A 22,200-nucleotide genomic window follows, 5' to 3' on the forward strand; every position below is an offset into this window, starting at 1 on the left:
TGCCGCACAGGCGAAGCTATATAACAATACTAGTTGCTATACCTACGCTAATGGTAGCTACGAAGCTAGGTACGCTATAGCTAGGCCATAAGCCCTACCATACCAAACACGAGCGCGAACGCGTTTGCCATTAAAGCATTTACAACAATCACAAAAAAAAGGAAGAAGCAAGCTGCTCCTTCCTCTCAAAATTGAAACTTAAACTACTTACCTCCCATCACTAACCAACCCCATCGACTTCACCAGATTAACAAACTCAATCCGATACCCCTCTTCATCTTTTCCACGAGCGTTCTTTGCCAGCTCCAACACCATTGGGAACGAGGCATCTCCCTTGTGCTCTGAGTCGCGGAGAAGCATGCCGCAGGCCGCAACGGCAGCTGAGAAGCGGAAGTTGTCAGAGGTTTGGGCAGCAGGTAAAGACTGGCTACTAACCGTGGTGGTGATTAATCTGCTGGTCTCGCCATCCGGATCTTTGTAGCGCAGCTTCATCGTGAGCAGCTCGTCGGAGCGTTTGGCTTTTGGGTCGATGGTGGTTTTCTGGTACTTCAATTCATCCACATTGCCCGCCTGCGATTCTGAATCAGCACCAACCGGTACAATTTCATACAGCGCGGTGACGGTATGGCCCGAGCCCATGTCGCCGGCGTCTTTTTTGTCGTCGTTGAACTCTTCATTGGCCAGGGCGCGGTTTTCGTAACCGATCAGACGGTAGGCTTTCACCTTGGCTGGGTTGAACTCGAGCTGCAACTTCACGTCTTTGGCGATGGTGAAGAGGGTGCCGCCGAACTCATTTACAAAAACTTTCTGCGCTTCCCGGATGTTGTCGATATAGGCGTAGTTGCCGTTGCCTTTGTTGGCCAATTGCTCCATGCGGGAGTCTTTCAGATTGCCAGTTCCGAAGCCCAGCACGGTCAGGAACACACCGGTTTCGCGCTTCTTCTCGATCAGGCGCTGCAGTTCGCTATCGCTGCTCACGCCCACATTAAAATCACCGTCCGATGCCAGAATCACGCGGTTGTTGCCGCCTTTTACAAAGTTATCCTCGGCTACTTTATATGCCAGGTTGACGCCTGCGCCACCTGCCGTAGAACCACCTGCTTCGAGCTGATCCAAAGCTGCGATGATCTTCTTTTTTTCTTTCCCGGAAGTGGAAGGCAACACCAGTCCCGCCGCACCGGCATAGACCACCATCGACACCTGGTCCTGCGGACGAAGCTCTTCCACCAGCAGTTTCAATCCGGCTTTCACGAGCGGCAACTTGTCAGGCGAGAACATGGAGCCGGACACATCGATCAGAAAAACCAGGTTGGATGCCGGCAGTTTGTCGGTGGGCACACGCTTGCCCTGCAGGCCAATGTGTAGCAACTGATTGTCCTTGTTCCAGGGGCAAGTCGACAGTTCGGTCGTCACTGAAAAAGGCGCATCGCCGGTGGGTTGTGGGTAGTCGTAATTAAAGTAATTGACCATTTCCTCGATGCGTACAGCATCTGCGGGCGGCCTCTGCCCTTGGTTCAGGAAGCGGCGCACGTTGCTGTAGGAAGCATTGTCTACGTCGATGGAGAAAGTGGAGAGCGGGTTTTTCTGAGCGTCCAGAAAGGAATTCTCTTTGATGAAATCATAGTTCTCGGTATTGTGCACCATGGGGGCAGCATCGAATACAGGGCTTGCGACATAGGTCATATTTTCTGCCCTGTTTCTTCCGGAGAAGACACCTGCTACCTTTCCTGCCAGCGCCCGGGACATGCTTTGCTCCACCACAACCACTTCATGCAGGGTATGCTGATCCAGCTGCAGTTTTACGTCCACTACATCCCGCTTGCCCACCTTAACTTCCTGGGTCTTGTAACCGATGTAGCGAAAAACAAGCGTGGCCTTGTCATCCGGTATAGCCAGGCTATACCTGCCGTGCTGGTCGGTGGCGGCCCCTGTGGAGGTACCTTTGATCAGGATGCTCACGCCGGGCAGCGGATTGCCGTCGTTGGAGTCGGTAACGGTGCCGGTGATGGTGCGGCTTTGAGCGGTGGCAGTCAGCCCGAACAACAGCAGGGCGAAAAGCAGATAAAGGTTCTTTTTCATGGCTATTATGTTTTGGTTTCCGACATGATGCCACCTCCACAGGCTTTCCATAAAATTTTCAGAATATTTTTCCTTTCTTTAGAGAATCAATCCCGTAACATGCTCCCATTCTTCATCAAGCTCTTCACAAACGCCAAGCCGCCGCCCGACGACGCGGAGCTGGTGCGCTTGTACAAAGAGACGGGTGAGCTGGAGCATCTGGGGGAATTGTTTCAGCGCCACTCCAAACTCGTATACCTGGTTTGCCAGAAATACCTGCAGGACCCGGAGGAGAGCAAAGACGCCACCATGCAGCTGTTTGAGCATGTTTCGAAAGCGCTGCTGCAACACGAAGTGAGCAATTTTAAGAGCTGGCTGCATGTGACCACCCGCAACTACTGCCTGATGCAGCTGCGGGCCAACAAACACAAAACCAGGGTACCGCTCTCAGATAATGCCACACCTCTTATGGAAAGTGCGGAACCGCTGCATCCTACCGACGCAGAGGAATCAGAGAAGCAGGAACAGGCGCTGCATGCGGCCCTGAAAGAGCTGCCTCCACAGCAACGGGAGTGCGTCGAGCTGTTTTACCTGCAGCAGAAGAGCTATAAAGAGATCAGCGCCCTGACGGGTTGCGACCTGAACAAAGTGAAAAGCTACATCCAGAACGGAAAGCGAAACCTGAAAATCATCATGGAGAAAAACCATGCAGCCAGATAGTCGACATATACTTTGGGAACGGGGCGACCACCCTTCCGTGGAACTGCTGGAGCAGTACCATGGAGGCACGTTGCCCGAAGCCCTGCATCACCAACTGGAGCGCCACCTGCTGGACTGCGACCTGTGCTCGGATGCACTGGAGGGGCTCGAAGTGTCAGATGCCACTACAACCGATCGCGACCTGCGTGACATTAACAGCCTCATCGCCACCAAAAGTCGGCAGCGCAAAAACCTATACCTGACGGATTGGAAAGTAGCCGCAGCCGTGGTGCTGGTACTGCTCTCCTCGGTTGCCGTCTTCTATTACAATTACCAGGAAGTGCGCGAACAGCAAGGTATAGCCGCCCAACAGGACCAGGCAATTCAGGAAGCGATGGACCTCGGTGAGAAGCCGGCATCGGCTGTACCTGAAACAGTAGCAGAGGCCAAGCCGGACACCGTGCGTCCTGGTCAAATGGCTGCTGTCACCAAACCCCGACCGCTCCGTACACCTCGAGTGCTCAAAAGCCCAGCTGTTGTTGAAGAGGCTGTTGTACTCGCCGACGATGTAGAAGAAGTTGAAGTTGAGATAGACGCGGCTGATCTGACGGAGGCTATACCTGAAAAAAATGTAACAGCACAAACCGACAAGCTGGCCGAAGTAGCAGTACCCACTGCGCCACAGCACCTCAGCCTGAAGCCGGAAAGTACATCTGTGGCCAAAGCGCTGCATGGGCGCGTGGCCGGTGTGCAGGTGCAGCGTAACAAAGCGCTTGGGCACAACCAGGTGCAGGGCCAGGTGGTGGACCAGGACGGTATACCGCTGCCCGGCGTGTCGGTTGTCGTAAAAGGCACTTCCCAGGGCGTGGCCACCGATACGCAGGGTAATTTTGTGCTGACTTTGCCGGATGATAAAGCGACGCTGGTCTTCCGCTACATTGGCTACCAAACCAGAGAAGAAGGGGTTTATGCCGGCACCGCCCCGATTACCATGGACCTGGCCCTGGATACGAAGTCTTTGAGCGAAGTGGTCGTGAAGCGACAGCACAATTCCACTCCTGTTCCTGCTGTGGCAGCAAAACCATCTGCGGGTCATAAGGCGTATCGTCAGTACCTGGCAGATAGTCTGCGCTATACCTCTGACATGCTCAAGGGTCGCGTTGTGATTCGGGCAACTGTTATGACGGACGGCTCGCTGGAAAACCTGGAAGTTGTACGTGGCCTTTGTGAACCCTGTGACGACGAAGCCATGCGCCTCGTAGCTCAAGGGCCCAAGTGGCAAGCGGCTACGCAGAATGGAAACCAAATTCAGCAGGAAGTCAGGATAGTCGTGCGCTTCAAACCTGAAAAATCAGAATAAATGGAAGACCTAGTAAGATCAGAATGGGATTCGCTTTGCCACAGGTATAGCGAAGACCCAGCCTTGGTCGGGCACTTGTGGGATGAATTGGAGAAGGCCTACACCGCCAAAGACAGGCACTACCACAACCTCGGGCATATCCATTATATGCTGGAGCTGGCACACAGGTATAGCCCAGCGGGTCATCTATCCGACTTGCTGCTCTTTGCCATCTTCTACCACGACATCGTGTACAAAGCCACGCGTTCTGATAACGAAGAACAGAGCGCCGCTCTTGCCCAGGACCGACTGCGTAGCCTCGATATACCTGAGGCCGACATTTTACAAGTTAAAGAGATGATCCTCGCCACCAAGACCCACCAGACAGCGGAGACTGAACTAACTAAGCTACTTCTTGATCTGGACCTCGCTATTCTTGGTGCGGACGAGGCACGTTATAACAGGTATAGCCAGGGAGTGCGGAAAGAATACAGCATGTACCCTGACCTTATCTACAAACCAGGCAGACGCAAGGTGTTGCAGCATTTCCTTAACCAAGATCATATCTATAAGACTCCGGCTTTTCAGGTGGAATTTGAAGATAAAGCAAGAAAGAATCTGCAGCGTGAGTTAGAACGATAAAGCTAGTAAAAAAGGCCCTCCTAAAAACAGGGGAGCCTTTTCCATGGCGCGAGCGTCCTCGCTCGTGACTTGCTATCATGGGGCCTCTGGCCCAGTTATTAAAATATCTAGCGGCCAGAGGCCCCACTATAGTAGACACGAGCGAGGACGCTCGCGCCATAGCTCAGTAATACCTACTTTAAACTCGCCATATCAATCACAAAACGGTACTTCACATCGCTGCGGAGCATGCGTTCATAGGCTTCGTTGATGTCTTCCATCTTGATCAGCTCGATATCGGACATGATGTTGTGCTCGGCGCAGAAATCCAACATTTCCTGCGTTTCCGGTATACCGCCGATCATAGAACCCACCAGCCGTTTGCGACGGGCGATCAGACTGAAACCGGCCACTGTAGACGGCTCCGGCGGCGCGCCCAAAAGGATCATGGTACCATCCCGTTTCAGCATGGACAGGTATAGGTTGTAGTCGTGGGGAGCCGATACGGTGTCGATGATGAAATCGAAGGAGTTGCGCAGTTGCTTGAGGGTGGCTTCGTCTTTTGTCACGGCGAAGTTGTGCGCGCCCAGGTCCATGGCATCCTGCTTTTTGTTCGGCGACGTACTCAGCACCGTTACATCAGCACCTTTGGCAGCGGCAATTTTCACGGCCATGTGGCCCAGTCCGCCTAGGCCCACGATACCGACGCGGTGCCCTTTCCCGATCTTCCACTCCATAATGGGCGAATAGGTGGTGATGCCAGCGCAAAGAAGCGGCGCGGCGCGTGCCAGATCCAGGCTTTCGGGCACTTTCAGGGTATAGTTCTCATCCACCACGATCTGACTGGAGTAGCCGCCGTAGGTAATGGTCTTGCCGTCGCGCTCGAGGCTGTTGTAGGTGCCCACGTTCTGCACTTCGCAGTACTGCTCCAGCCCTTCTTTGCAGCTGTCGCAGGTACGGCAGGAGTCCACAAAGCAGCCCACACCGGCCAGGTCACCTTCTTTGAATTTCTTTACTGCAGAACCCACTTTCGTCACCACACCTACAATTTCGTGGCCGGGCACCAGCGGGTACATGGCACCGCCCCACTCGTCGCGCACCTGGTGCAGGTCAGAGTGGCACACGCCACAGTATTTGATATCGATCAGCACGTCATGCTCCCCTACTTCGCGGCGCTCCAGGCTGAAAGGCCCGAGCGGACTGGTAGGGTCGAATGCGGCATATGCTTTTGCTTGAATCATAGTTTTTTAGTTAAAAGTTACGAGTTAAAAGTTAAAAGGTCTGCAGATCGGTCGGCGTAGCGTGACACGGTACGGGTATACCTGGCAGGTATAGCTTTTGCCGAACTTTACAGCAGCAGCGGAACCTTAAGCCGGAGTGTCATCGCCAATACTTCACCAAGACATCCTATACCTTACAAACGACTTAGGAAAAAGTTTGCAGGCACGCCTTTCGCACCAGGCTTTATGGCAAAGATGCCTCCGCTTAGCGGGTATTGGTGCAGCTGGTCTTTGTCCAGGCCGTCGCGGGCGGTGGTGATGAAGAGGGTGTCAAGCCGCGCACCGCCAAAGGCGCAGGAAGTGGTGTACGGGGCGGGTACATTAACTTTCAGCAGCATCTCCCCGGTTTCCGGGTCCCAGCAGCCCACGCCACCGCCACCGTAGAGCGCGATCCAAAGTCGTCCTGTTTCATCAATGGTCATCCCGTCGGGCTTGCCCTCCTGCTCAGGTATAGCGATCACGTCCCGCTCTTTCCGGATGGTTCCCGTGTCATGGTCGTAGGCAAAGGCCTGTACTTTACGGGTTGGGGTGTCTATGAAATACATGCGCTGCTTGTCAGCGGTCCATACTAGCCCATTGGAATTGCTTAGGTTGTCGAGCACCTGTGTCATCTGCCCGTTGTGCTCCATGCGGTAGAGCGCTGCGGCACCTTCCTGCGAGTCGAGGGCTATGGTGCCTACCCAAAACCTGCCGGCCGGGTCACATTTTCCGTCGTTGAACCGAATATCATCCCGCTTAAGCGGATTGCTTACAAATGATAGCTCGCCGGTTTCGGTGTTGATAAAGTGTACCCCATTCTGCAAGGCCACCAGGGCTCCGCCATTCACCACGGGTACCACCGTGCCTACCCGCTCCCAAACGGGCCAGGTGGTATCTTCGTCGGTAGTGGGGTCGAACAGGTGCAGTTCACGGCCCTCTATATCCACCCAGTAAAGGCGTCTCTCAGCCGGATGCCAGATCGATCCCTCGCCCAGCGTCGCCTTCGCGTCGAGCACCAGTTCTGCTTCCAGTTCACTGTAATTTTTGGATTTGCTCATGGCGTGTCGGTTTGCTTAGGTATAGGTATAAAAAAAGCTGTCCCTATACCTGCACAGGTACCGGGACAGCTTCGTTCAATCAACTTATTTGCGGAGTGAGAGGATGTAGCGGGACATTTCCTTGGCATCGCCTTCGCTCAGGTTCGGATGCGGAGGCATTGGGATCTGTCCCCAAACACCGGCTCCACCCTTGATGATCTTGCCAGCCAGGTAGGTGATGTTCTTGTCGTTGGCCTCATACTTCTGCGCCACTTCTTCATACGAAGGACCCACTACTTTCTGGTCTACTTTGTGGCAGGCCAGGCAGTCCGATCCGGCAATCAGTTTTTCGCCTTTCGCATACTGTCCGGCAAGTGCCTCTTTTGGCTGTTCAGCTGTCGCGGTGGTTTCCGGTCCGGTCGGTGTGCCGGCAGGAGTTGTCTGGGCTCCTTGCGTAGCGCCTCCAGCAGGTGGCGTTGTGGCCGGACGCGGCGGTTGCGGACGAGAGGCTACGGCGGTTGTGTCGGGCTGGTAGTCACTGTCGTAGTAGCGTTCATACTCTGACTTCTGTTCGTTGCCGCAGGCTGACAGAAGCGCGAAGGCTGAGATGGCCATCAGAATCTTTTTCATAGGGATAATTATTTGTTTGTACTGGTTTTACTCAAGAGCACTTAGAGAATATGTACTGACCTGAGCTCTTAAAGTTTTATGTTTCAGATCAGGTGATCGTTTGATGCAATTTACACTATATTTCCGGGATCCTATACCTGAAATGTGTAACTTAAGCCTGCAGACGCGACATCACCCTATACCTGACTCTATGACATTGACTTGTAAAAAACTGCTCCTCCTCCTGCTCCTCCCATTCTTAGCACTTGGTAGCGTTGCAGCGCAATCCCTGCCCAACATCGCCTCCAAAACGGCGGGTATGAAGAAATTCGATGGCTTTTTCCCCTTTTACTGGGACGAGCAAAGCGGTAAAATATGGCTTGAGATCGACAAGCTGGACCATGAATTTCTGTACGTAAACTCACTGCCGGGCGGCCTCGGCTCCAACGACATCGGGCTCGATCGTGGTCAGTTGGGCGGCCAGCGCATTGTATCCTTCAAAAAAGTGGGACCCAAAATACTGCTCGTGCAGCCGAACCTCCGCTACAGAGCTATCACGGACAACCAGAACGAAGTCCGCGCCGTGGAGGAGTCCTTTGCACAGTCGGTGCTTTGGGGTTTTAAGGCGGAAGCATCGGACGGAAAACGGGTGCTGGTAGACGCGACGGAGTTTCTGCTGCAGGATGCCCACGACGCTATTGGAAGCATCAAGCGGGCGAATCAGGGCACCTACCGCCTCGATGCCACCCGCTCGGCGCTATACCTGCCGCGCACCAAAAACTTCCCCAAAAACACCGAGTTCGAATCCACCCTCACCTTTACCAGCGACAATGGCGGCTCTATCGTACGCAGCGTGGCCCCCAACCCGCAGGCGGTCACCCTGCGCCAGCACCACTCTTTCATCGAGCTGCCAGACAACAACTATACCCCACGCGAGGCCGATCCGCGAGCCGGCTTCTTTGGCATCTCCTACTTCGACTACGCCACGCCGGTGAATGAGAACATTGAGAAGCGCTACATTGCCCGCCACCGGCTGCAGAAGAAGAACCCTTCGGCCAAGGTATCAGAAGCCGTGAAGCCGATCGTGTATTACGTCGACAACGGAGCGCCGGAGCCGATCCGCTCTGCCCTGCTCGACGGCGCGCGCTGGTGGAACCAGGCTTTTGAAGCGGCTGGCTACAAGGATGCCTTCCGGGTGGAGGTGTTGCCTGACACCGCCGACCCGATGGACGTGCGCTACAACATGATCCAGTGGGTGCACCGCAGCACGCGCGGCTGGTCGTACGGCGCCTCTGTCATAGACCCGCGCACCGGCGAGATCATCAAAGGGCACGTCTCGCTGGGATCTTTGCGCGTGCGCCAGGACTACCTGATCGCGGAGGGACTGCTGGCGCCTTATGAAAACGGCAAGCCCGAAAACAAGGCGATGATGGACATGGCGCTGGCCCGCATCAGGCAACTGTCGGCGCACGAACTGGGCCATACCTTGGGCATTATGCACAACTACGACGCCAACAACAACGCCTCGGTGATGGACTACCCGCACCCGCAGGTGCAGCTGGACAGGGCCGGCAACATCGACATCAGCAAAGCCTATGGCACCAGCATTGGCGACTGGGACAAACTGGCCGTAGCTTATGGTTATCAGCACTTCCCCAAAGGCACCGACGAAAAGAAAGCGCTGGACGATTTGCTGGCAAAGGGCCGTAAGCAGGGACTGACTTTTATCTCTGACACAGACGCCCGAGCTCCCGGCGGCGCCCACCCCACCGCCCACCTCTGGGACAACGGCACGAATGCCACCGATGAGTTGTTGCGCGTCCTCGATGTGCGCCGCAAGGCCCTGCAGAATTTTTCTGAAAAGAACATCAAGCCCAACGCGCCGATGAGCACGCTGGAGGATGTGCTGGTGCCGATCTATAACTTCCACCGTTACCAGACCGAAGCGGCTGCCAAGCTGATCGGGGGCATGCGCTATACCTACGCCCTGCGCGGCGACAAGCAGCTGGTGACTGAAGTGCTGGATAAAAGAGAGCAGCAGAAAGCCCTCGAAGCCATGCTCCGCACCATTTCCCCGGATGTGCTCACGCTACCGGAGCACATCATTCCCCTGATACCGCCCCGTGCCCCGGGTCTGGGCAACAACCGGGAGCTTTTCGCGAAAAGAACCGGACTCACCTTCGATCCGCTGGCGGCAGCACAGGCTTCTGCGGAATTCTCGCTATCCTTCCTGCTGCATCCGGAGCGCGCATCACGCCTGGTGGAGTTCGGTGCCCGCCACAACACGCTCAGTCTGCAGGATGTCACGAGCCAACTGATCGAGCAGACCTGGAAGAGCAGACGCCAGGACGGCCTGGCCGGTCAGGTACAGTTGCAAACCGAGCAAGTGGTACTGACGCACCTGATGGCCCTGGCCCAGGACGAAAGCGCCTCCTACCAGGCCCGCGCCATTGCGTCCAGCGCCCTGGCTGACATCAAGCAGCACGCCACCAGCCAGGCCAAACGCGCCCGCGATGCCGGCTATAAAGCGCACCTGGATTTCGCGTTGGCTCGTATGGAGAAACCTGAAGAGATCAAGCCAACCAAAGTACTTAGTCTGCCTCCAGGCGCCCCGATCGGGAGCGGGGAGTATATTGGTTGTGAGTAATACCAAACTATAGATATAGGCAAACCGCCCCTTCGCCAGGAAGGGGCGGTTTGCTTTTTTAGAGGGCACCAGGATGAAATTGGCACACAGACTCCTGATCAGATCACCTGTTTTACCGACTTTCCCTATTTTTTTTAATTGCCTGACTGACAGTGCGCTCCTGACTTCCCTGTTTTGTATTTTAATCCAAATGATCGCTGCATAAGTTTGAGTCAGAATTCACCAAACACAATGAATTGGTTAACAAAAGCTTATACACATTAACAGGCTTCTCCATGCTGTATCTTTCGCTGGAAAGGGCGCTCATAAAAATCCAATAATCAAGCTTGACGCAGCGGTTGTATATTTTGAATTCAGAACTTTCTTTATTCCATTTAGCTCTATACCTACAGACAATAATCTGAAAATCAGATTATAAATATTCCTTTACATTTTGTATCTTTGCAAAACAGGCATTCTGACATATAGAGATATGAATATTTCAGAAGGGCACTTTGTTAGTATAGTTCAGGCCAGCCGGCTTCTTTTGTAAGGCATCCTTTTCAACGCCTCTTTTTTTATACTTCCTGCCCCCTTTCTGTTTTCTGCCCTGCAGGTGTTAACCTCGCACAGAAAACTGGAATTGTGATTTTTCCGATCACAAAACAATAATTTTTTGAAACATATCTCGAGGCAGAATATTGCATTTTGCATTCACCATTTTTAAGTATACATGAAGTTAAGAGTAGGAATCATCGGGGCCGGTCCAAGCGGCCTGGCGCAGCTACGCGCGTTTAAATCAGCAGAAATGAAAGGTGAGACCATACCTGAAATCGTTTGCTTTGAGAAGCAGGCAGACTGGGGTGGTCTCTGGAACTACACCTGGCGCACCGGTGTGGGCAAGTATGGCGAGCCGATCCACGGCAGCATGTACCGCTACCTCTGGTCCAACGGTCCAAAAGAGTGCCTGGAGTTTGCCGATTATACCTTCGATGAGCACTTTGGCAGGCCTATCTCTTCGTATCCTCCCCGCCCGGTGCTCTTTGACTACATACAGGGCCGCGTAGACAAGTGCAACGTGCGCGACTACATCCGCTTCAACACCACCGCCCGCTGGGTGGAGTACAAAGAAGACACAAAACAGTTCTCGGTGGTGCTGGAAGACCTGGCCCATAACAAGACCTATACCGAAGAGTTCGACTACCTGATCGTGGCTTCCGGCCACTTCTCTACCCCGAACATGCCGTACTTTGAAGGCATTGAGGAATTCCCGGGCCTGATCATGCACGCGCATGACTTCCGTGGGGCAGATATTTTCAGGGACAAGGACGTGTTGCTCATCGGCAGCAGCTACTCGGCCGAGGACATTGGCGTGCAAAGCTTCAAGCACGGCGCCCGGTCCGTTACCCTAAGCTACCGCAGCAACCCCATCGGCATGGACTGGCCTGAGGGTATGAAGGAAGTGCCCCTGCTCACCCACTTTGAGGGAGATATAGCGCACTTCAGCGACGGCACCCAGGAGCGCTACGATGCGGTAGTTATGTGCACCGGCTACCAGCACAAATTCCCCTACCTGCCCGACGAACTGCGCCTGAAAACCCGCAACTGCCTTTACCCGGACAAGATCTACAAGGGCGTGTTTTTCAACGACCTGCCCCAACTCATTTACCTGGGCATGCAGGACCAATACTATACCTTCAACATGTTTGATGTGCAGGCCTGGTACGCGCGCGACGTGATTCAGGGTAAGATTCAGCTGCCGGGCAAGGAAGAACGGCAGAAAGACATCAACCTGTGGCTGAATAAAGCCGCGGCTAATAAAAACCACGATGATGAAATTGACTTTCAGACAGCGTACGTGCGGGAGCTCATGAACATGACGGACTATCCGGAGATTGACCTGGACAAAGTGGCTGCCCTTTTCAAACAGTGGCTCCTGGACAAGGAAGAGGACATTCTACGCTACCGTGACAAAACCTATACCTCGGTGATGACGGGCACGGAAGCCGCCAGACACCACACCCGTTGGCTCGACGAGATGGACGACAGCTTTGAGCGCTACATGCAGGAAGCTCCGGTGATGGAGCGGGTATAGCTGGAGGTATACCATATGCTAAAACAAAGAAGGGAAGGCCTGTAGCCTTCCCTTTCTATTTTAATCAAGTGTAGTCATACACCTGTCGTAATCAAATCTCGTTCTCCCCCCACCAGTCTACCGACTCCATTGCATCAACGTAAGGCTCTAACACAGCCATCGCGTTCGCGGTTTTCTTAAACGTCGTCACCACTTCGGCCTCCGTGCCTGTCCATACCTCCACAAAGGTGTGCCCCAAAATGTACAACAGGATCGTATACCCGTTTACCTGGCGTCGTGCAATGAGGGTGCCTTCTTTTTTCAGGGCTTCGCGCTGGCTCCGATAAGGGAGCCTTTCGAACATGGAGTATTCCAGCATAAAGAGTGGTTGCTTCGGGTAATGCATATATAAGCCTGAGCGGGCTAAAATGGTTTCAAACCTGGACGACGCAGGTATAGGAGTTGGTCTGCGGGGAAAATTAAGCACCACATTATCAACCAGTTCTTCCTCTAAATAAAATCTACTCAGAACGCAATCCCCGAGGCGCTTACCGGATGATCGTCACGGTGCCTTTCAGTGTCCCGGCGCAATCGTGCGTGGCAACCCAATGGTAGACGGCTTCCGGAAGACCCCTGCCGCTCCAGTCGTTCTGATACTGCTGGCTGTCGTATACCTTGCTTCCCCACCTGTTGTAAATTTGCAGTTTGGCTCCTGCCAAAGCCGGGTCCAGCACAAAGTATTCGTTTTTCCCGTCACCGTTTGGGGTGATCACGTTATAGGTTTTGAAGGTGCTGCCTGAAACTGTGCTTTTAGCAGCGCAGGGATCGAACTTCAGCAGGAAACCAATGATTTCTCCCCGGGTATTCCAGTTGATGTGCTCCGCCCGGAGCGGCCCCCAGAATTGCCCCGAGAGGTAAAAGGCACCATTCCCCGCAAGCGTAATATTATCTGCAACCCCACCGGCATTCAGGTGAATGCGCTCTCCCGGGTTTCATGCCAGGTCAAAATACTGTACAAAGGGTTTGAAGTCCCAGGCCCCTGCCAGAACAAGACCGCCGGAAGGCAGCAGTTTTAAGTTCCTGCCCAGGTCATGCCCCTCTTCTCCAAAGCTCCTGGCCCAGAGCACAGCGCCATTTTCAGTCAGGCTGGCCAGAAAAATATCCGCCGGCACTCCCGAAAATTCGACCATGCCTGATTCTTCTAATACGATGCCATCAAAATCAACCCTGCCTTTGAATGAGCCCGCCAGGTATATATTTTTTGTTTTGGGATCTATTTCCAGACTATTACCGGCACTACTCAGCAGTCCGATGGAATTATTAAAGCCCTTAAGCCAGAGCGGGCGCTCCTGCTTGTCAAACTTTGCCACAAAAATGTCATCATGCGATTCGGGCCCTGTTGCGATACTGAGACTTGCTATTTTGTACCTACCGGTGTAAGCGCCCGTCATGTACACATTCCCAGCCGCATCCAACTTCACTTCGCGGGGGTAGACACTGCCTTCGTGGTAGGAACGGGAAACAAACATCACCTGACCTGCTGAGGATAATTTGATCAGAAGCAGATCATTCCCCCTCGGGTTCTGACTTGTGTAGTGTTGGTTATCGAGCTGAACTGCACCCCAGAACTGCACCGGTAACACCACCTCCCCTTCCGGGCTTGCAGTGATAACGCTCTTTAACTCAGCTGAGGCGTAGCGCTCCCTGGTGAGCACCCCTTTGGACCAAAGTATCTGTCCGTTCGTGTCAAACTTGCCGATGAAGGTGTTAAATATACCTTCGCCCTCCAGCACGACTTCGCCATCTATAACCAGTTCATGGATAAATTCGCCGCCTATGTACAGGTTTCCAAGCTTATCTGCCGCCACGCCACTCGCACCATCTGATTGTGGGCCACTCAGTGCTTTGGCCCAAAGTATTTGTCCCGCTGGGTTTGCCTTGTACATAAACATGTCGGAACTCCCCAAACTGGTTAGCGTGTGGCTACCCATGGTGATGGTTCCCTCGAAATGCCCCACCGCAATGATGTTGCCGTCTTTGTCAATGACGTGGTGCGCGATACTATTCCTCCCCGTTGTTCCGACCTGGTGCCCCCATTGTATCTGCGCCTGCAGGTTTTGAGTAGCGAGCCAGCAAAAAAGCAGAAGTAAAAGTCTATTCATGTATGCGTATTAAGTTTGCTATCGTCTGAGTTTAAAGAACTGCTATTTATTCATCAAGTCTACTTTGTTTTCTGCCTTACTTCGTCGGTGATAAGAGTGGTAAATTTCGATCAGGAGAAAAAGCAATGTGCCTGCTGTTATGGCTAATGCCGGTTTCGTGAGGACTCCACCCTGATCAAGTGCTAACCCGATGAAGGCGAGCACGAGAAGGCTGAACAGAAAAGCCACACTAACCGGATTGAATGGGAAACTGTACTGTTTTTTAGCGTGTGTAAGTAGCAAAAACAGCATGTGTAGGACAAAGTACACCCCATATAAAACCGGCATAATGATAAGCATGTACATCACAGTGGCTTCAGCAGAAGTTCTGGACGCACCCTGACTTTCTTCCTCCATCAAAACAAAGAGAAAAACCTCGCTTAACAGAAAGTTAAGCAGGTGCCAAAGCAGACTTCTCAGGTATTTGTTGCTCATACTCGATTTATATCAGCGACGGGCAATATAAGGTAATTTCCAGATCTTTATATGCTGTTATTCCCAATTAGATAGGGCTTTCACTATTTACTAAACACAAGATAAATGTAGGATTTTGCCGAATTGGATATTTACTTGCAATACAGTTAAATATATCCTCCCACCGATCATAAAAAATAGTGAAAGTAGGAACAATATCTTTTAAAGAAACATTTTTTATTGGCTTGATGCTATTCGCCATTTTCTTTGGCGCTGGCAACCTTATTTTCCCGTTGTCACTGGGCCAGGCGGCTGGCACTGAGCTGATACCTGCCATTATCGGCTTTTTGATGACTGGTGTGGGGCTGCCCCTGCTGGGCGTCATCGCCATCGGTATGTCCAAAAACGAAGACGTTCAGTCTATTTCCTCGAAGGTACATCCGCTGTTTGGGCTTATTTTCCCGGTTGTGATTTACCTGACCATCGGGCCCTTGTTTGCCGTACCCCGCACCGGCACGGTGTCATACGAAATCGGCGTAGCCCCTTTCCTGTCCGAGGGTCTGAAAACATCTTCCTGGGGCATGGTGCTCTATTCTATTATCTTCTTTACGGTTACCTACCTCCTGGCATTGAACCCTGGCAAGGTGGTAGACACGATCGGTAAAATTCTGACGCCGGTACTGCTGATCATCCTGGCCGCAATGCTGGCAAAAAATCTCTTCTCCCCGCTTGGTGAAATTACGGCTCCACTGGCGGCTTACGAGGCGGCTCCTTTCTTCAAGGGGTTTCAGGAAGGCTATCTGACCATGGACACCATCGGTTCTTTTATTTTTGGCCTGATCGTGATCAACGCGATACGCTCTAAAGGAATCGACAGCCCGAAGCAAATTGCAAAAGTCTGCACCACGGCTGGCCTGATAGCGGCGGCTGGCCTGGGTCTGGTGTATGTCGGCCTGGCTTACTCAGGTGCCTCCAGTGTGCAGGCTCTTGGCCATCTGGAAAACGGAGGGCTCATCATCAGCCGGATCTCTAACCTGCAGTTCGGGGTATCGGGTAGCCTGATCCTGAGTGTTGCCATTATCTTCGCCTGTCTTACTACCAGTATCGGACTAGTGGTGGCCTGCGCCAGCTTTTTCCACAAGTTGCGCCCTTCTATCTCCTACAGAAACTACGTACTGGTGCTTACCCTGGTGAGTGCCCTGATCTCGAATGTGGGCCTGACGCAAATCATCTCCTTCTCTATACCTGTGCTGGTGGCCATTTACCCGATCGTCATCGTCCTGATCATGCTGACATTATTAGGGTCTATGCTGCGCAACAGATACGCCGTCTATACCTGGTCGGTACTCCTGACGGGTATAGTGAGCATCGTAGAAGGGTTTAGTGCTGCGGGGTTTGGGTTGGGCATCAGCGATGTGTTCGCCCGGTACCTGCCCTTCTACAGCCTCGGCATGGGCTGGGTCATCCCTGCGTTGGTGGGTGGTATGATCGGCTTCGTTGTTTCCTTGCGACAGGCCCCCTACGCCCTCGAAAACGAATAATCTGCCTGTACTGGGCGTCCGGAATTCTTTTGGTTGCTGCAAAGAAGTAGGTAAACCTATATTTTCCCGTAATTTTGCTTCTTCTTAAAGGATTGGCGTAAACAAGTGTGCTGACAAAAGTTCACGGACGCCTCGAACAACATGGAACCAAAAAGACTGAATAAATTCATCAGCGACTCGGGCTTTTGCTCCCGTCGCGATGCAGACGAGCTCATAGAACAGGGCCGTGTGACGGTGAACGGGAAAATCCCGACCGACTCCGGCATGAAAGTGACACCGAAGGATAAAGTGCGCATCGACGACGAGATGCTGCGCGTGAAACAGGAGAAGCCCGTCTACCTGATCTTTAACAAACCGGCCAACATGTCGGCCACCTCCGATATGGCCGTGCGCGACAACGTGGTGCGGGCCATCAACTTCCCGGCTACGCTGGAGCCTACCGCCATGCTGGAGCGTGAGGCAGAGGGCATCATTTTCCTGAGCAACGACGGCGATTTTGTACGCGGCGTGAAACGTGCCGACAATAAGTTTGAGAAAGAGTATATCGTGACCGTGGACAAAATGATCACGTCGGATTTCCTGCAGAAGATAAGCGGTGGCGGCGCCCCTATACCTGGCGAAGAGCGGGTAAACAACTCCGTCTCGAAAGAAACCCAGACGCGCTTCCGCATTACGTTGAAGCCGGGCACCGACCACTACCTAAAGCGCATGTGCGAGAGCCTGGGCTATAAAGTGGTGCACCTGCAGCGGGTTGGTTTCGGTGAGTTTTCATTGGCCAAGCTGCCTTCGGGCCACTGGCGCGTGCTGACACCTCAGGAAGTAAACAGTCTGACCAGCCTCGTGCCCAGTGCTAAGGGAACGAGCAGCCGAAAAACGTCGGAAAGCACCTATGACAGACCAGTACGGGGCGAGCGTCCCGGTACGAGAAGCGGCATTGGCCCTTCAAAAGGCGGTGCGTCAGGGGCACCCTCCAGAAGTGGCGCGGACAAAGGTCCTGCCAGAGGCAGCAGACCCGGAGCATCGGCAAAAGGAAGTGAAGGAGCGAAAAAGCCTGGCTCTAGCAGAGGAATCGGCAGCGATACCAGAAGGACAAGTACTGCCAGAGAGGGCAATGATACCAGAAAAACGAGCACCTACAAAGACAGTTCCGGCAGTCCGGGGGGCAGGAGCACACGCGGTGGTAGCTTTAAAGCAGCCCCAAAATCAGCGCCCGGTAGAAGTTCGGCACCAAAAGGAGGCGGCAAGCGTAGCGATGCCTCCAAAGGTGGTCCGAAAAGGGGCCGATAGTTAAAAAATTAGCTGATGCTATAGCTGAAAAGCTCTCTTTCCTGTCCGGGAAGGGAGTTTTTTTTTGCTTCAGGCATAGGCTGGATTTATGGACGCTGCCTGGTGGTTGAGGTAGCAGCGACCAGACGTTGCAAATATTTTAATAACTCCAGACTCCTCACCCCTCCCAGGTCCCCATCTTACCCATTTGGTAATCGCGGAAGGCTTCTTGGATCTCCTGCTCTGTGTTCATCACAAATGGTCCGTGCGACACGACGGGCTCGTTGAACGGATGGGCGTGGCCGAAGAGAATGTAGGCATCCTCGGTCGCCTCTACTTTCACTTCTTTTCCTTCATTGGCAAATTCCACCAAAGTCAGTTTTTCAGCCGTCTCGCCGTTTACCTTGACCGCGCCGCGCACCACGTAGAAGAAGATGTTGCGCTCCGATGGGATGTTGTAAATGAATTCACCGCCTTTCTGCAGCTCCATGCTCACCATGTGGATGTCACTCAGGTTCTGAATGGGCGCCTGCACCTCACCCCAACTTCCGGAGACCACATGGACACGCACTTTGCCATTGTCGAGTTGAACTGTCGGAATCTGGTCTTTCTGCAGACCAATGTATTTCGGGGCCGTCATTTTGTGCTCAGCGGGCAGGTTGAACCACAGCTGCAGAATCTCCAGCGGTCCTCCCTCCTGCTTGAACTTATCAGACGACACCTCGGCATGGATCAGGCCACTGCCTGCCGTCATCCACTGCACGCCGCCCGCCTCGATTATATCCTTTCCACCGCCGGTATCCTGGTGCATGATGTCGCCCTCCAGGATAAAAGTCAGTGTTTCGAAGCCTCGGTGCGGGTGCGGACCGAAAGGCAGTCCCCTGTTGCCCGGCTTATATACCTGCGGACCGTGGTGGTTCAGGAAGAGAAAGGGATCGATGTACTCCACATCGCGTGTCGGTATGGCACGGTAGGTCACCAGATTGCCAACTGGTGCAGGCACTGCTTTATGTAATTTCTTTATCTTTCGCATAAGTCTTGATCTAGATCGTTCGCAAATTAATGTATATACATTAATTACACTAATAGCAGTCTGATTGTTTCAGATTTAGTTTTGCTATACCCAAAGCCAGAGCCATATTCTTTGTCATCCTGAAAGGATCCCGGCAGTTTATGCTGTAGGCTTAAACTCCGGGGGAAAGAGTCCACTTTTTCAAACAAGTTTGTCAACAGAGTGAGCGTCATATTTTGTTCATGAAAGAGACAACCTTTTAACTGATGCGTCTCTGCAGATGAATTTCATCATACACATTAACATACTTAACATAAAAATCCCACCGTTTCCTGACAGGATTGGGTGGGATTTTCACGCTACACTGATAGTCAGGTATACGTAAGTTGGACGGGTTAAGCCGCCTTCTCCTTTTTCAGCATTTTGAGCAGGGCTTCCGCTGCTGGTTCAGAGGAGGCCGGATTTTGTCCTGTGATCAGTAAACCGTCTGTGACTACATAAGGCTGCCAGTCGTCGACCTTGGAGTAAATGCCGCCCAGCTCCTGGTAGCGGTCCTCCACCAGGAAGGGCACCACATTGGTCAGCTGCACGGCCTCCTCCTCGGTGTTCGTAAAGCCCGCCACTTTTTTGCCTTTCACGAGCGGCTCCCCGTTAGGGCCTTTGGCCTGCATCAGGGCGGCCGGTCCGTGACAAACGGCTGCCACCGGCTTCTGCTGCTTAGCAAAGTCCTCGATCAGGCGAATGGAGTCTTTGTCGTTGGAAAGGTCCCACAGCGGTCCGTGCCCGCCCGGGAAGAAGATGGCATCGTAATCGTCAGCGCGTACCTCCGTCAGCTTTTTAGTGCGGGAAAGTTTGTGCTGCAGGTCGTCGTCCTCATAAAAGCGCCTGGTCGCCTCGGTTTGGGCATCTTTCTCGGTGCTTTTCGGGTCGATCGGTGGCTGACCGCCTTTTGGGGAGGCGAGGTCCACTTTCACGCCGGCGTCAGCCAAGGTATAGTAAGGGGCGGCAAATTCCTCTATCCAGAAACCGGTCTTTTTACCGGTGTCACCCAATTGGTCGTGTGAGGTTAAAACAAATAATACTTTCATAGTCCTTGCTATTTAGATGGTTCTTGAGTCATTCTCTTTAACCCGAATTAACCGGGCAATGTTTTAGCCAAACAGTTCGGAGGACAGGTAACGGTCTCCCCGGTCACAGATAATACAGACCACAACGCCTTCTTCGAGTTCAGAAATCAGTCGGGTGGCCGCTGCCACAGCGCCACCGCTGCTCATACCTGCAAACACCCCTTCTTCCCGGGCCAGCCGTCTGGTCATGGCGGTGGCCTCCTGTTGCGACACATCCAGTATCCGGTCCACACGCTCCCGTTCGAAAATTTTGGGCAGGTACGCCTGCGGCCAGCGTCGGATGCCGGGAATCTGAGAGCCTTCCACGGGCTGGGTGCCGATGATCTGCACTGCCGGGTTTTGCTTTTTCAGATAACGCGACACCCCCATGATGGTACCGGTCGTGCCCATGGCCGACACAAAATGTGTGACGGCTCCTTTGGTGTCGTGCCAGATCTCGGGACCTGTGCTGCGGTAATGGGCGCCGTAGTTGTCCGGGTTGCCGAACTGGTTGAGCACCAGGTAGCCGCCTTTCGCTTCTTTCTCCCGCACATAGTCGATGGCCGCCTCCATGGAGCCCTCGGCCGGGGTCAGGGTGACTTTTGCACCATAGGCTTCCATGGTCTTTACTCTTTCCGGCGTGGCGCTGGCAGGCATCACCAGTTCAATCTCCACCCCAAACAACTGCGCGATCATGGCCAGTGCTATACCTGTGTTGCCGCTGGTGGCCTCTATCAGCCGGGTATTTTTGGTCAGTTCGCCTCGGTCCAGCGCTCCTTTGATCATGCCATATGCAGCGCGGTCCTTCACACTGCCTCCGGGATTGTGGCCTTCCAGCTTGGCCAGCAGTTTTACATGCGGCTTTGGCGAGATATTTCGCAATTCCACCAAAGGCGTGTTGCCGATAAAATCCAGCAGCGTGTGTGTCGTCATGTTTGTCTTTTTGTCCATCTGTATACCTAGTACGTTTACACCGTCGAATCGCTCACAAGCTTAAAGCCAATTCCTGATTCGGACAGGGTGTGCCTGAATGCTCCAGGATAAAGCAATTAAAGATTCGGGGTGCGGGTGCGCCTCAGCCCTGCAATTAGAGTCCGTTGCTGCGTGTTAATGCCATTGCTGCGGGCGCTACGACCTTAGGGTGTAACGTCGCTACGTAACCCACTTTCTAACTTTATACCTCTTTACTCCTGATCTCATCAACACCTAAACACCGAAACTTTCTTACCTCCAAACTTTATAAATTCTAACTTTGCACAATGCCTATCCGCAAGATCATCCACATCGACATGGACGCCTTTTTCGCCTCCGTGGAGCAGCGCGACAACCCGGAGCTGCGCGGTAAACCCGTGGCCGTGGGTGGTTCGCGGGCAAGGGGTGTGGTGGCAGCGGCTAGTTACGAGGCTCGCAGGTACGGGGTACACTCTGCCCTCGCCTCCAAGATCGCGGCACAGCGTTGTCCGCAGTTGATCTTTGTAAAACCCCGCTTTGAGGTATACAGCGCCGTATCACGTCAGATCCGTGAAATCTTCTACTCCTATACCGATCTGGTGGAGCCGCTTTCCCTGGACGAGGCCTACCTCGACGTGACCGAGAACAAGATCGGCATGCCTTCAGCCACCATCATCGCCAACGAGATCAGGGCCAAAATTCAGCAGGAAACCGGCCTGACCGCTTCGGCGGGGGTTTCCTTCAATAAGTTTCTGGCCAAGATCGCCTCGGACATGAACAAGCCCAATGGCTTCACCTTGATCCCGCCCGACAAGGCCGAGGAAATTGTGGCCGCCCTGGCAATCGAGAAATTCTATGGCATCGGGAAAGTGACGGCGGCCAAATTGCAGAGCATGGGCATCCTCACCGGGGCCGATCTGAGGGAGAAGACCGAGGAAGAGCTGGTGCGGCACTTTGGTAAAACGGGGCGCTACTACTACCGGATCGCCCGCGCGCAGGACGACCGGGAGGTGCAGCCGCACCGTATCCGCAAGTCCATTGGCTCGGAGCGCACTTTTGAGGTGGACCTGACGGAGGAGGAAGTGATGCTGCCGGAACTGGAGAGATTGGCCAAAGAAGTGGCGCACGACATGGAACGGCTGCAAACCACGGCCAAGACCATCACGGTCAAGATCAAGTACTTCGACTTTAACCAGACCACCCGCAGCAAAACCTTTCTGGGCGAGATAAAATCAGCCGACGCCATTTTTACCATTGCCCGCGACTTGCTGCGCACACCGCAGTTGCCGGCATACCCGGTGCGGCTCCTGGGTATAACGGCCTCCTCCCTCCTCTACCAGCACGATAAAATGGAAGGCTACCAGCTCACGCTGGAGTTTTAAACAGC

Annotated in this window: 19 protein-coding genes; 8 read left to right on the plus strand and 11 right to left on the minus strand. The window is 53.5% G+C overall.

Annotated elements, in window-relative coordinates; all coding sequences use genetic code 11:
* Positions 1-207: 207 nt before the first annotated feature.
* Positions 208-2,079 (minus strand): vWA domain-containing protein, encoded by a 1,872-nt coding sequence (locus tag IEV97_RS16465; RefSeq protein WP_188502599.1) that lies wholly within the window; start codon positions 2,077-2,079, stop codon positions 208-210.
* 99 nt (positions 2,080-2,178) lie between these two features.
* Here IEV97_RS16465 and IEV97_RS16470 point away from each other — a divergent pair, with 99 nt between their 5' ends.
* The 3 genes from IEV97_RS16470 to IEV97_RS16480 are packed head-to-tail and all read left to right on the plus strand — an operon-like array spanning position 2,179 to position 4,738.
* Entirely contained in the window at positions 2,179-2,778 is a 600-nt protein-coding gene (locus IEV97_RS16470; protein WP_188502600.1) for an RNA polymerase sigma factor, read from the plus strand.
* A complete protein-coding gene (locus tag IEV97_RS16475; protein ID WP_188502601.1) occupies positions 2,765-4,117 on the plus strand; it encodes a carboxypeptidase-like regulatory domain-containing protein in 1,353 nt (450 codons plus the stop codon). The genes IEV97_RS16470 and IEV97_RS16475 overlap by 14 nt, the downstream gene beginning before the upstream one ends.
* Positions 4,118-4,738 carry an HD domain-containing protein gene (locus tag IEV97_RS16480; protein ID WP_188502602.1) on the plus strand — a complete coding sequence of 207 codons (621 nt, stop codon included), beginning with the start codon at positions 4,118-4,120 and terminating at the stop codon, positions 4,736-4,738.
* Between the two features lie 173 nt (positions 4,739-4,911).
* Here IEV97_RS16480 and IEV97_RS16485 read toward each other — a convergent pair whose 3' ends face one another.
* From IEV97_RS16485 to IEV97_RS16495, 3 genes are all read right to left on the minus strand, one after another.
* Complete coding sequence (locus tag IEV97_RS16485) at positions 4,912-5,958, minus strand: NAD(P)-dependent alcohol dehydrogenase (protein WP_188502603.1); 1,047 nt, start codon at positions 5,956-5,958, stop codon at positions 4,912-4,914.
* 173 nt (positions 5,959-6,131) lie between these two features.
* A complete protein-coding gene (locus IEV97_RS16490; RefSeq protein ID WP_188502604.1) occupies positions 6,132-7,034 on the minus strand; it encodes an SMP-30/gluconolactonase/LRE family protein in 903 nt (300 codons plus the stop codon).
* 84 nt (positions 7,035-7,118) lie between these two features.
* The gene (locus IEV97_RS16495; protein WP_180336466.1) at positions 7,119-7,643 is read right to left on the minus strand and encodes a c-type cytochrome; all 525 of its coding nucleotides are present in this window, start codon (positions 7,641-7,643) and stop codon (positions 7,119-7,121) included.
* Between the two features lie 190 nt (positions 7,644-7,833).
* Here IEV97_RS16495 and IEV97_RS16500 point away from each other — a divergent pair, with 190 nt between their 5' ends.
* Both IEV97_RS16500 and IEV97_RS16505 read left to right on the plus strand, forming a co-directional pair.
* The gene (locus IEV97_RS16500) at positions 7,834-10,269 is read left to right on the plus strand and encodes a zinc-dependent metalloprotease (protein ID WP_188502605.1); all 2,436 of its coding nucleotides are present in this window, start codon (positions 7,834-7,836) and stop codon (positions 10,267-10,269) included.
* A gap of 712 nt (positions 10,270-10,981) precedes the next feature.
* A complete protein-coding gene (locus tag IEV97_RS16505; protein WP_188502606.1) occupies positions 10,982-12,343 on the plus strand; it encodes a trimethylamine monooxygenase in 1,362 nt (453 codons plus the stop codon).
* A 91-nt stretch (positions 12,344-12,434) separates the two neighbouring features.
* Here the strand turns inward: IEV97_RS16505 and IEV97_RS16510 are convergent, their stop codons facing one another.
* From IEV97_RS16510 to IEV97_RS16525, 4 genes are all read right to left on the minus strand, one after another.
* Positions 12,435-12,728, minus strand: coding sequence for a hypothetical protein (locus IEV97_RS16510; RefSeq protein ID WP_229733995.1), 294 nt, complete (start codon positions 12,726-12,728; stop codon positions 12,435-12,437).
* Positions 12,729-12,870: 142 nt separating this feature from the next.
* Positions 12,871-13,095, minus strand: coding sequence for a T9SS type B sorting domain-containing protein (locus IEV97_RS16515; protein ID WP_188502607.1), 225 nt, complete (start codon positions 13,093-13,095; stop codon positions 12,871-12,873).
* Positions 13,096-13,314: 219 nt separating this feature from the next.
* Positions 13,315-14,484, minus strand: a complete 1,170-nt coding sequence (locus IEV97_RS16520) for a hypothetical protein (RefSeq protein ID WP_188502608.1) — start codon at positions 14,482-14,484, stop codon at positions 13,315-13,317.
* A 42-nt stretch (positions 14,485-14,526) separates the two neighbouring features.
* Positions 14,527-14,958: a hypothetical protein gene (locus IEV97_RS16525; RefSeq protein ID WP_188502609.1), complete on the minus strand. Its 432-nt coding sequence runs from the start codon at positions 14,956-14,958 to the stop codon at positions 14,527-14,529.
* 179 nt (positions 14,959-15,137) lie between these two features.
* On the opposite strand from IEV97_RS16525, the gene brnQ reads away from it, so the two are divergent.
* Positions 15,138-16,478, plus strand: coding sequence for a branched-chain amino acid transport system II carrier protein (brnQ, locus tag IEV97_RS16530; protein WP_188502610.1), 1,341 nt, complete (start codon positions 15,138-15,140; stop codon positions 16,476-16,478).
* Between the two features lie 141 nt (positions 16,479-16,619).
* Entirely contained in the window at positions 16,620-17,765 is a 1,146-nt protein-coding gene (locus tag IEV97_RS16535; RefSeq protein ID WP_188502611.1) for a pseudouridine synthase, read from the plus strand.
* Positions 17,766-17,922: 157 nt separating this feature from the next.
* On the opposite strand, the gene IEV97_RS16540 is transcribed toward IEV97_RS16535, so the two are convergent.
* From IEV97_RS16540 to cysM, 3 genes are all read right to left on the minus strand, one after another.
* Positions 17,923-18,777, minus strand: coding sequence for a pirin family protein (locus IEV97_RS16540; RefSeq protein ID WP_188502612.1), 855 nt, complete (start codon positions 18,775-18,777; stop codon positions 17,923-17,925).
* 374 nt (positions 18,778-19,151) lie between these two features.
* A complete protein-coding gene (locus IEV97_RS16545; RefSeq protein WP_188502613.1) occupies positions 19,152-19,844 on the minus strand; it encodes a type 1 glutamine amidotransferase domain-containing protein in 693 nt (230 codons plus the stop codon).
* Positions 19,845-19,907: 63 nt separating this feature from the next.
* Positions 19,908-20,813: a cysteine synthase CysM gene (cysM, locus tag IEV97_RS16550; protein ID WP_229733997.1), complete on the minus strand. Its 906-nt coding sequence runs from the start codon at positions 20,811-20,813 to the stop codon at positions 19,908-19,910.
* Between the two features lie 308 nt (positions 20,814-21,121).
* On the opposite strand from cysM, the gene dinB reads away from it, so the two are divergent.
* Positions 21,122-22,195 (plus strand): DNA polymerase IV, encoded by a 1,074-nt coding sequence (gene dinB / locus IEV97_RS16555; RefSeq protein WP_188502614.1) that lies wholly within the window; start codon positions 21,122-21,124, stop codon positions 22,193-22,195.
* Positions 22,196-22,200 lie beyond the last annotated feature (5 nt).

Origin of the sequence: Pontibacter amylolyticus, from assembly GCF_014638845.1 — a bacterium.
In the GTDB taxonomy this organism is placed as follows: domain Bacteria; phylum Bacteroidota; class Bacteroidia; order Cytophagales; family Hymenobacteraceae; genus Pontibacter; species Pontibacter amylolyticus.

Excerpts from the sequence above, each read along its gene's own strand:
- IEV97_RS16490 (WP_188502604.1), bottom strand. The coding sequence starts at position 7,034 with ATGAGCAAATCCAAAAATTACAGTGAACTGGAAGCAGAACTGGTGCTC.
- IEV97_RS16540 (WP_188502612.1), bottom strand. The coding sequence starts at position 18,777 with ATGCGAAAGATAAAGAAATTACATAAAGCAGTGCCTGCACCAGTTGGC.
- IEV97_RS16495 (WP_180336466.1), bottom strand. The coding sequence starts at position 7,643 with ATGAAAAAGATTCTGATGGCCATCTCAGCCTTCGCGCTTCTGTCAGCC.
- IEV97_RS16480 (WP_188502602.1), top strand. The coding sequence starts at position 4,118 with ATGGAAGACCTAGTAAGATCAGAATGGGATTCGCTTTGCCACAGGTAT.
- IEV97_RS16545 (WP_188502613.1), bottom strand. The coding sequence starts at position 19,844 with ATGAAAGTATTATTTGTTTTAACCTCACACGACCAATTGGGTGACACC.
- dinB (WP_188502614.1), top strand. The coding sequence starts at position 21,122 with ATGCCTATCCGCAAGATCATCCACATCGACATGGACGCCTTTTTCGCC.
- IEV97_RS16505 (WP_188502606.1), top strand. The coding sequence starts at position 10,982 with ATGAAGTTAAGAGTAGGAATCATCGGGGCCGGTCCAAGCGGCCTGGCG.
- cysM (WP_229733997.1), bottom strand. The coding sequence starts at position 20,813 with ATGGACAAAAAGACAAACATGACGACACACACGCTGCTGGATTTTATC.
- IEV97_RS16485 (WP_188502603.1), bottom strand. The coding sequence starts at position 5,958 with ATGATTCAAGCAAAAGCATATGCCGCATTCGACCCTACCAGTCCGCTC.
- IEV97_RS16465 (WP_188502599.1), bottom strand. The coding sequence starts at position 2,079 with ATGAAAAAGAACCTTTATCTGCTTTTCGCCCTGCTGTTGTTCGGGCTG.
- IEV97_RS16525 (WP_188502609.1), bottom strand. The coding sequence starts at position 14,958 with ATGAGCAACAAATACCTGAGAAGTCTGCTTTGGCACCTGCTTAACTTT.
- IEV97_RS16535 (WP_188502611.1), top strand. The coding sequence starts at position 16,620 with ATGGAACCAAAAAGACTGAATAAATTCATCAGCGACTCGGGCTTTTGC.
- IEV97_RS16470 (WP_188502600.1), top strand. The coding sequence starts at position 2,179 with ATGCTCCCATTCTTCATCAAGCTCTTCACAAACGCCAAGCCGCCGCCC.
- IEV97_RS16475 (WP_188502601.1), top strand. The coding sequence starts at position 2,765 with ATGCAGCCAGATAGTCGACATATACTTTGGGAACGGGGCGACCACCCT.
- IEV97_RS16510 (WP_229733995.1), bottom strand. The coding sequence starts at position 12,728 with ATGCATTACCCGAAGCAACCACTCTTTATGCTGGAATACTCCATGTTC.
- IEV97_RS16520 (WP_188502608.1), bottom strand. The coding sequence starts at position 14,484 with ATGAATAGACTTTTACTTCTGCTTTTTTGCTGGCTCGCTACTCAAAAC.
- IEV97_RS16500 (WP_188502605.1), top strand. The coding sequence starts at position 7,834 with ATGACATTGACTTGTAAAAAACTGCTCCTCCTCCTGCTCCTCCCATTC.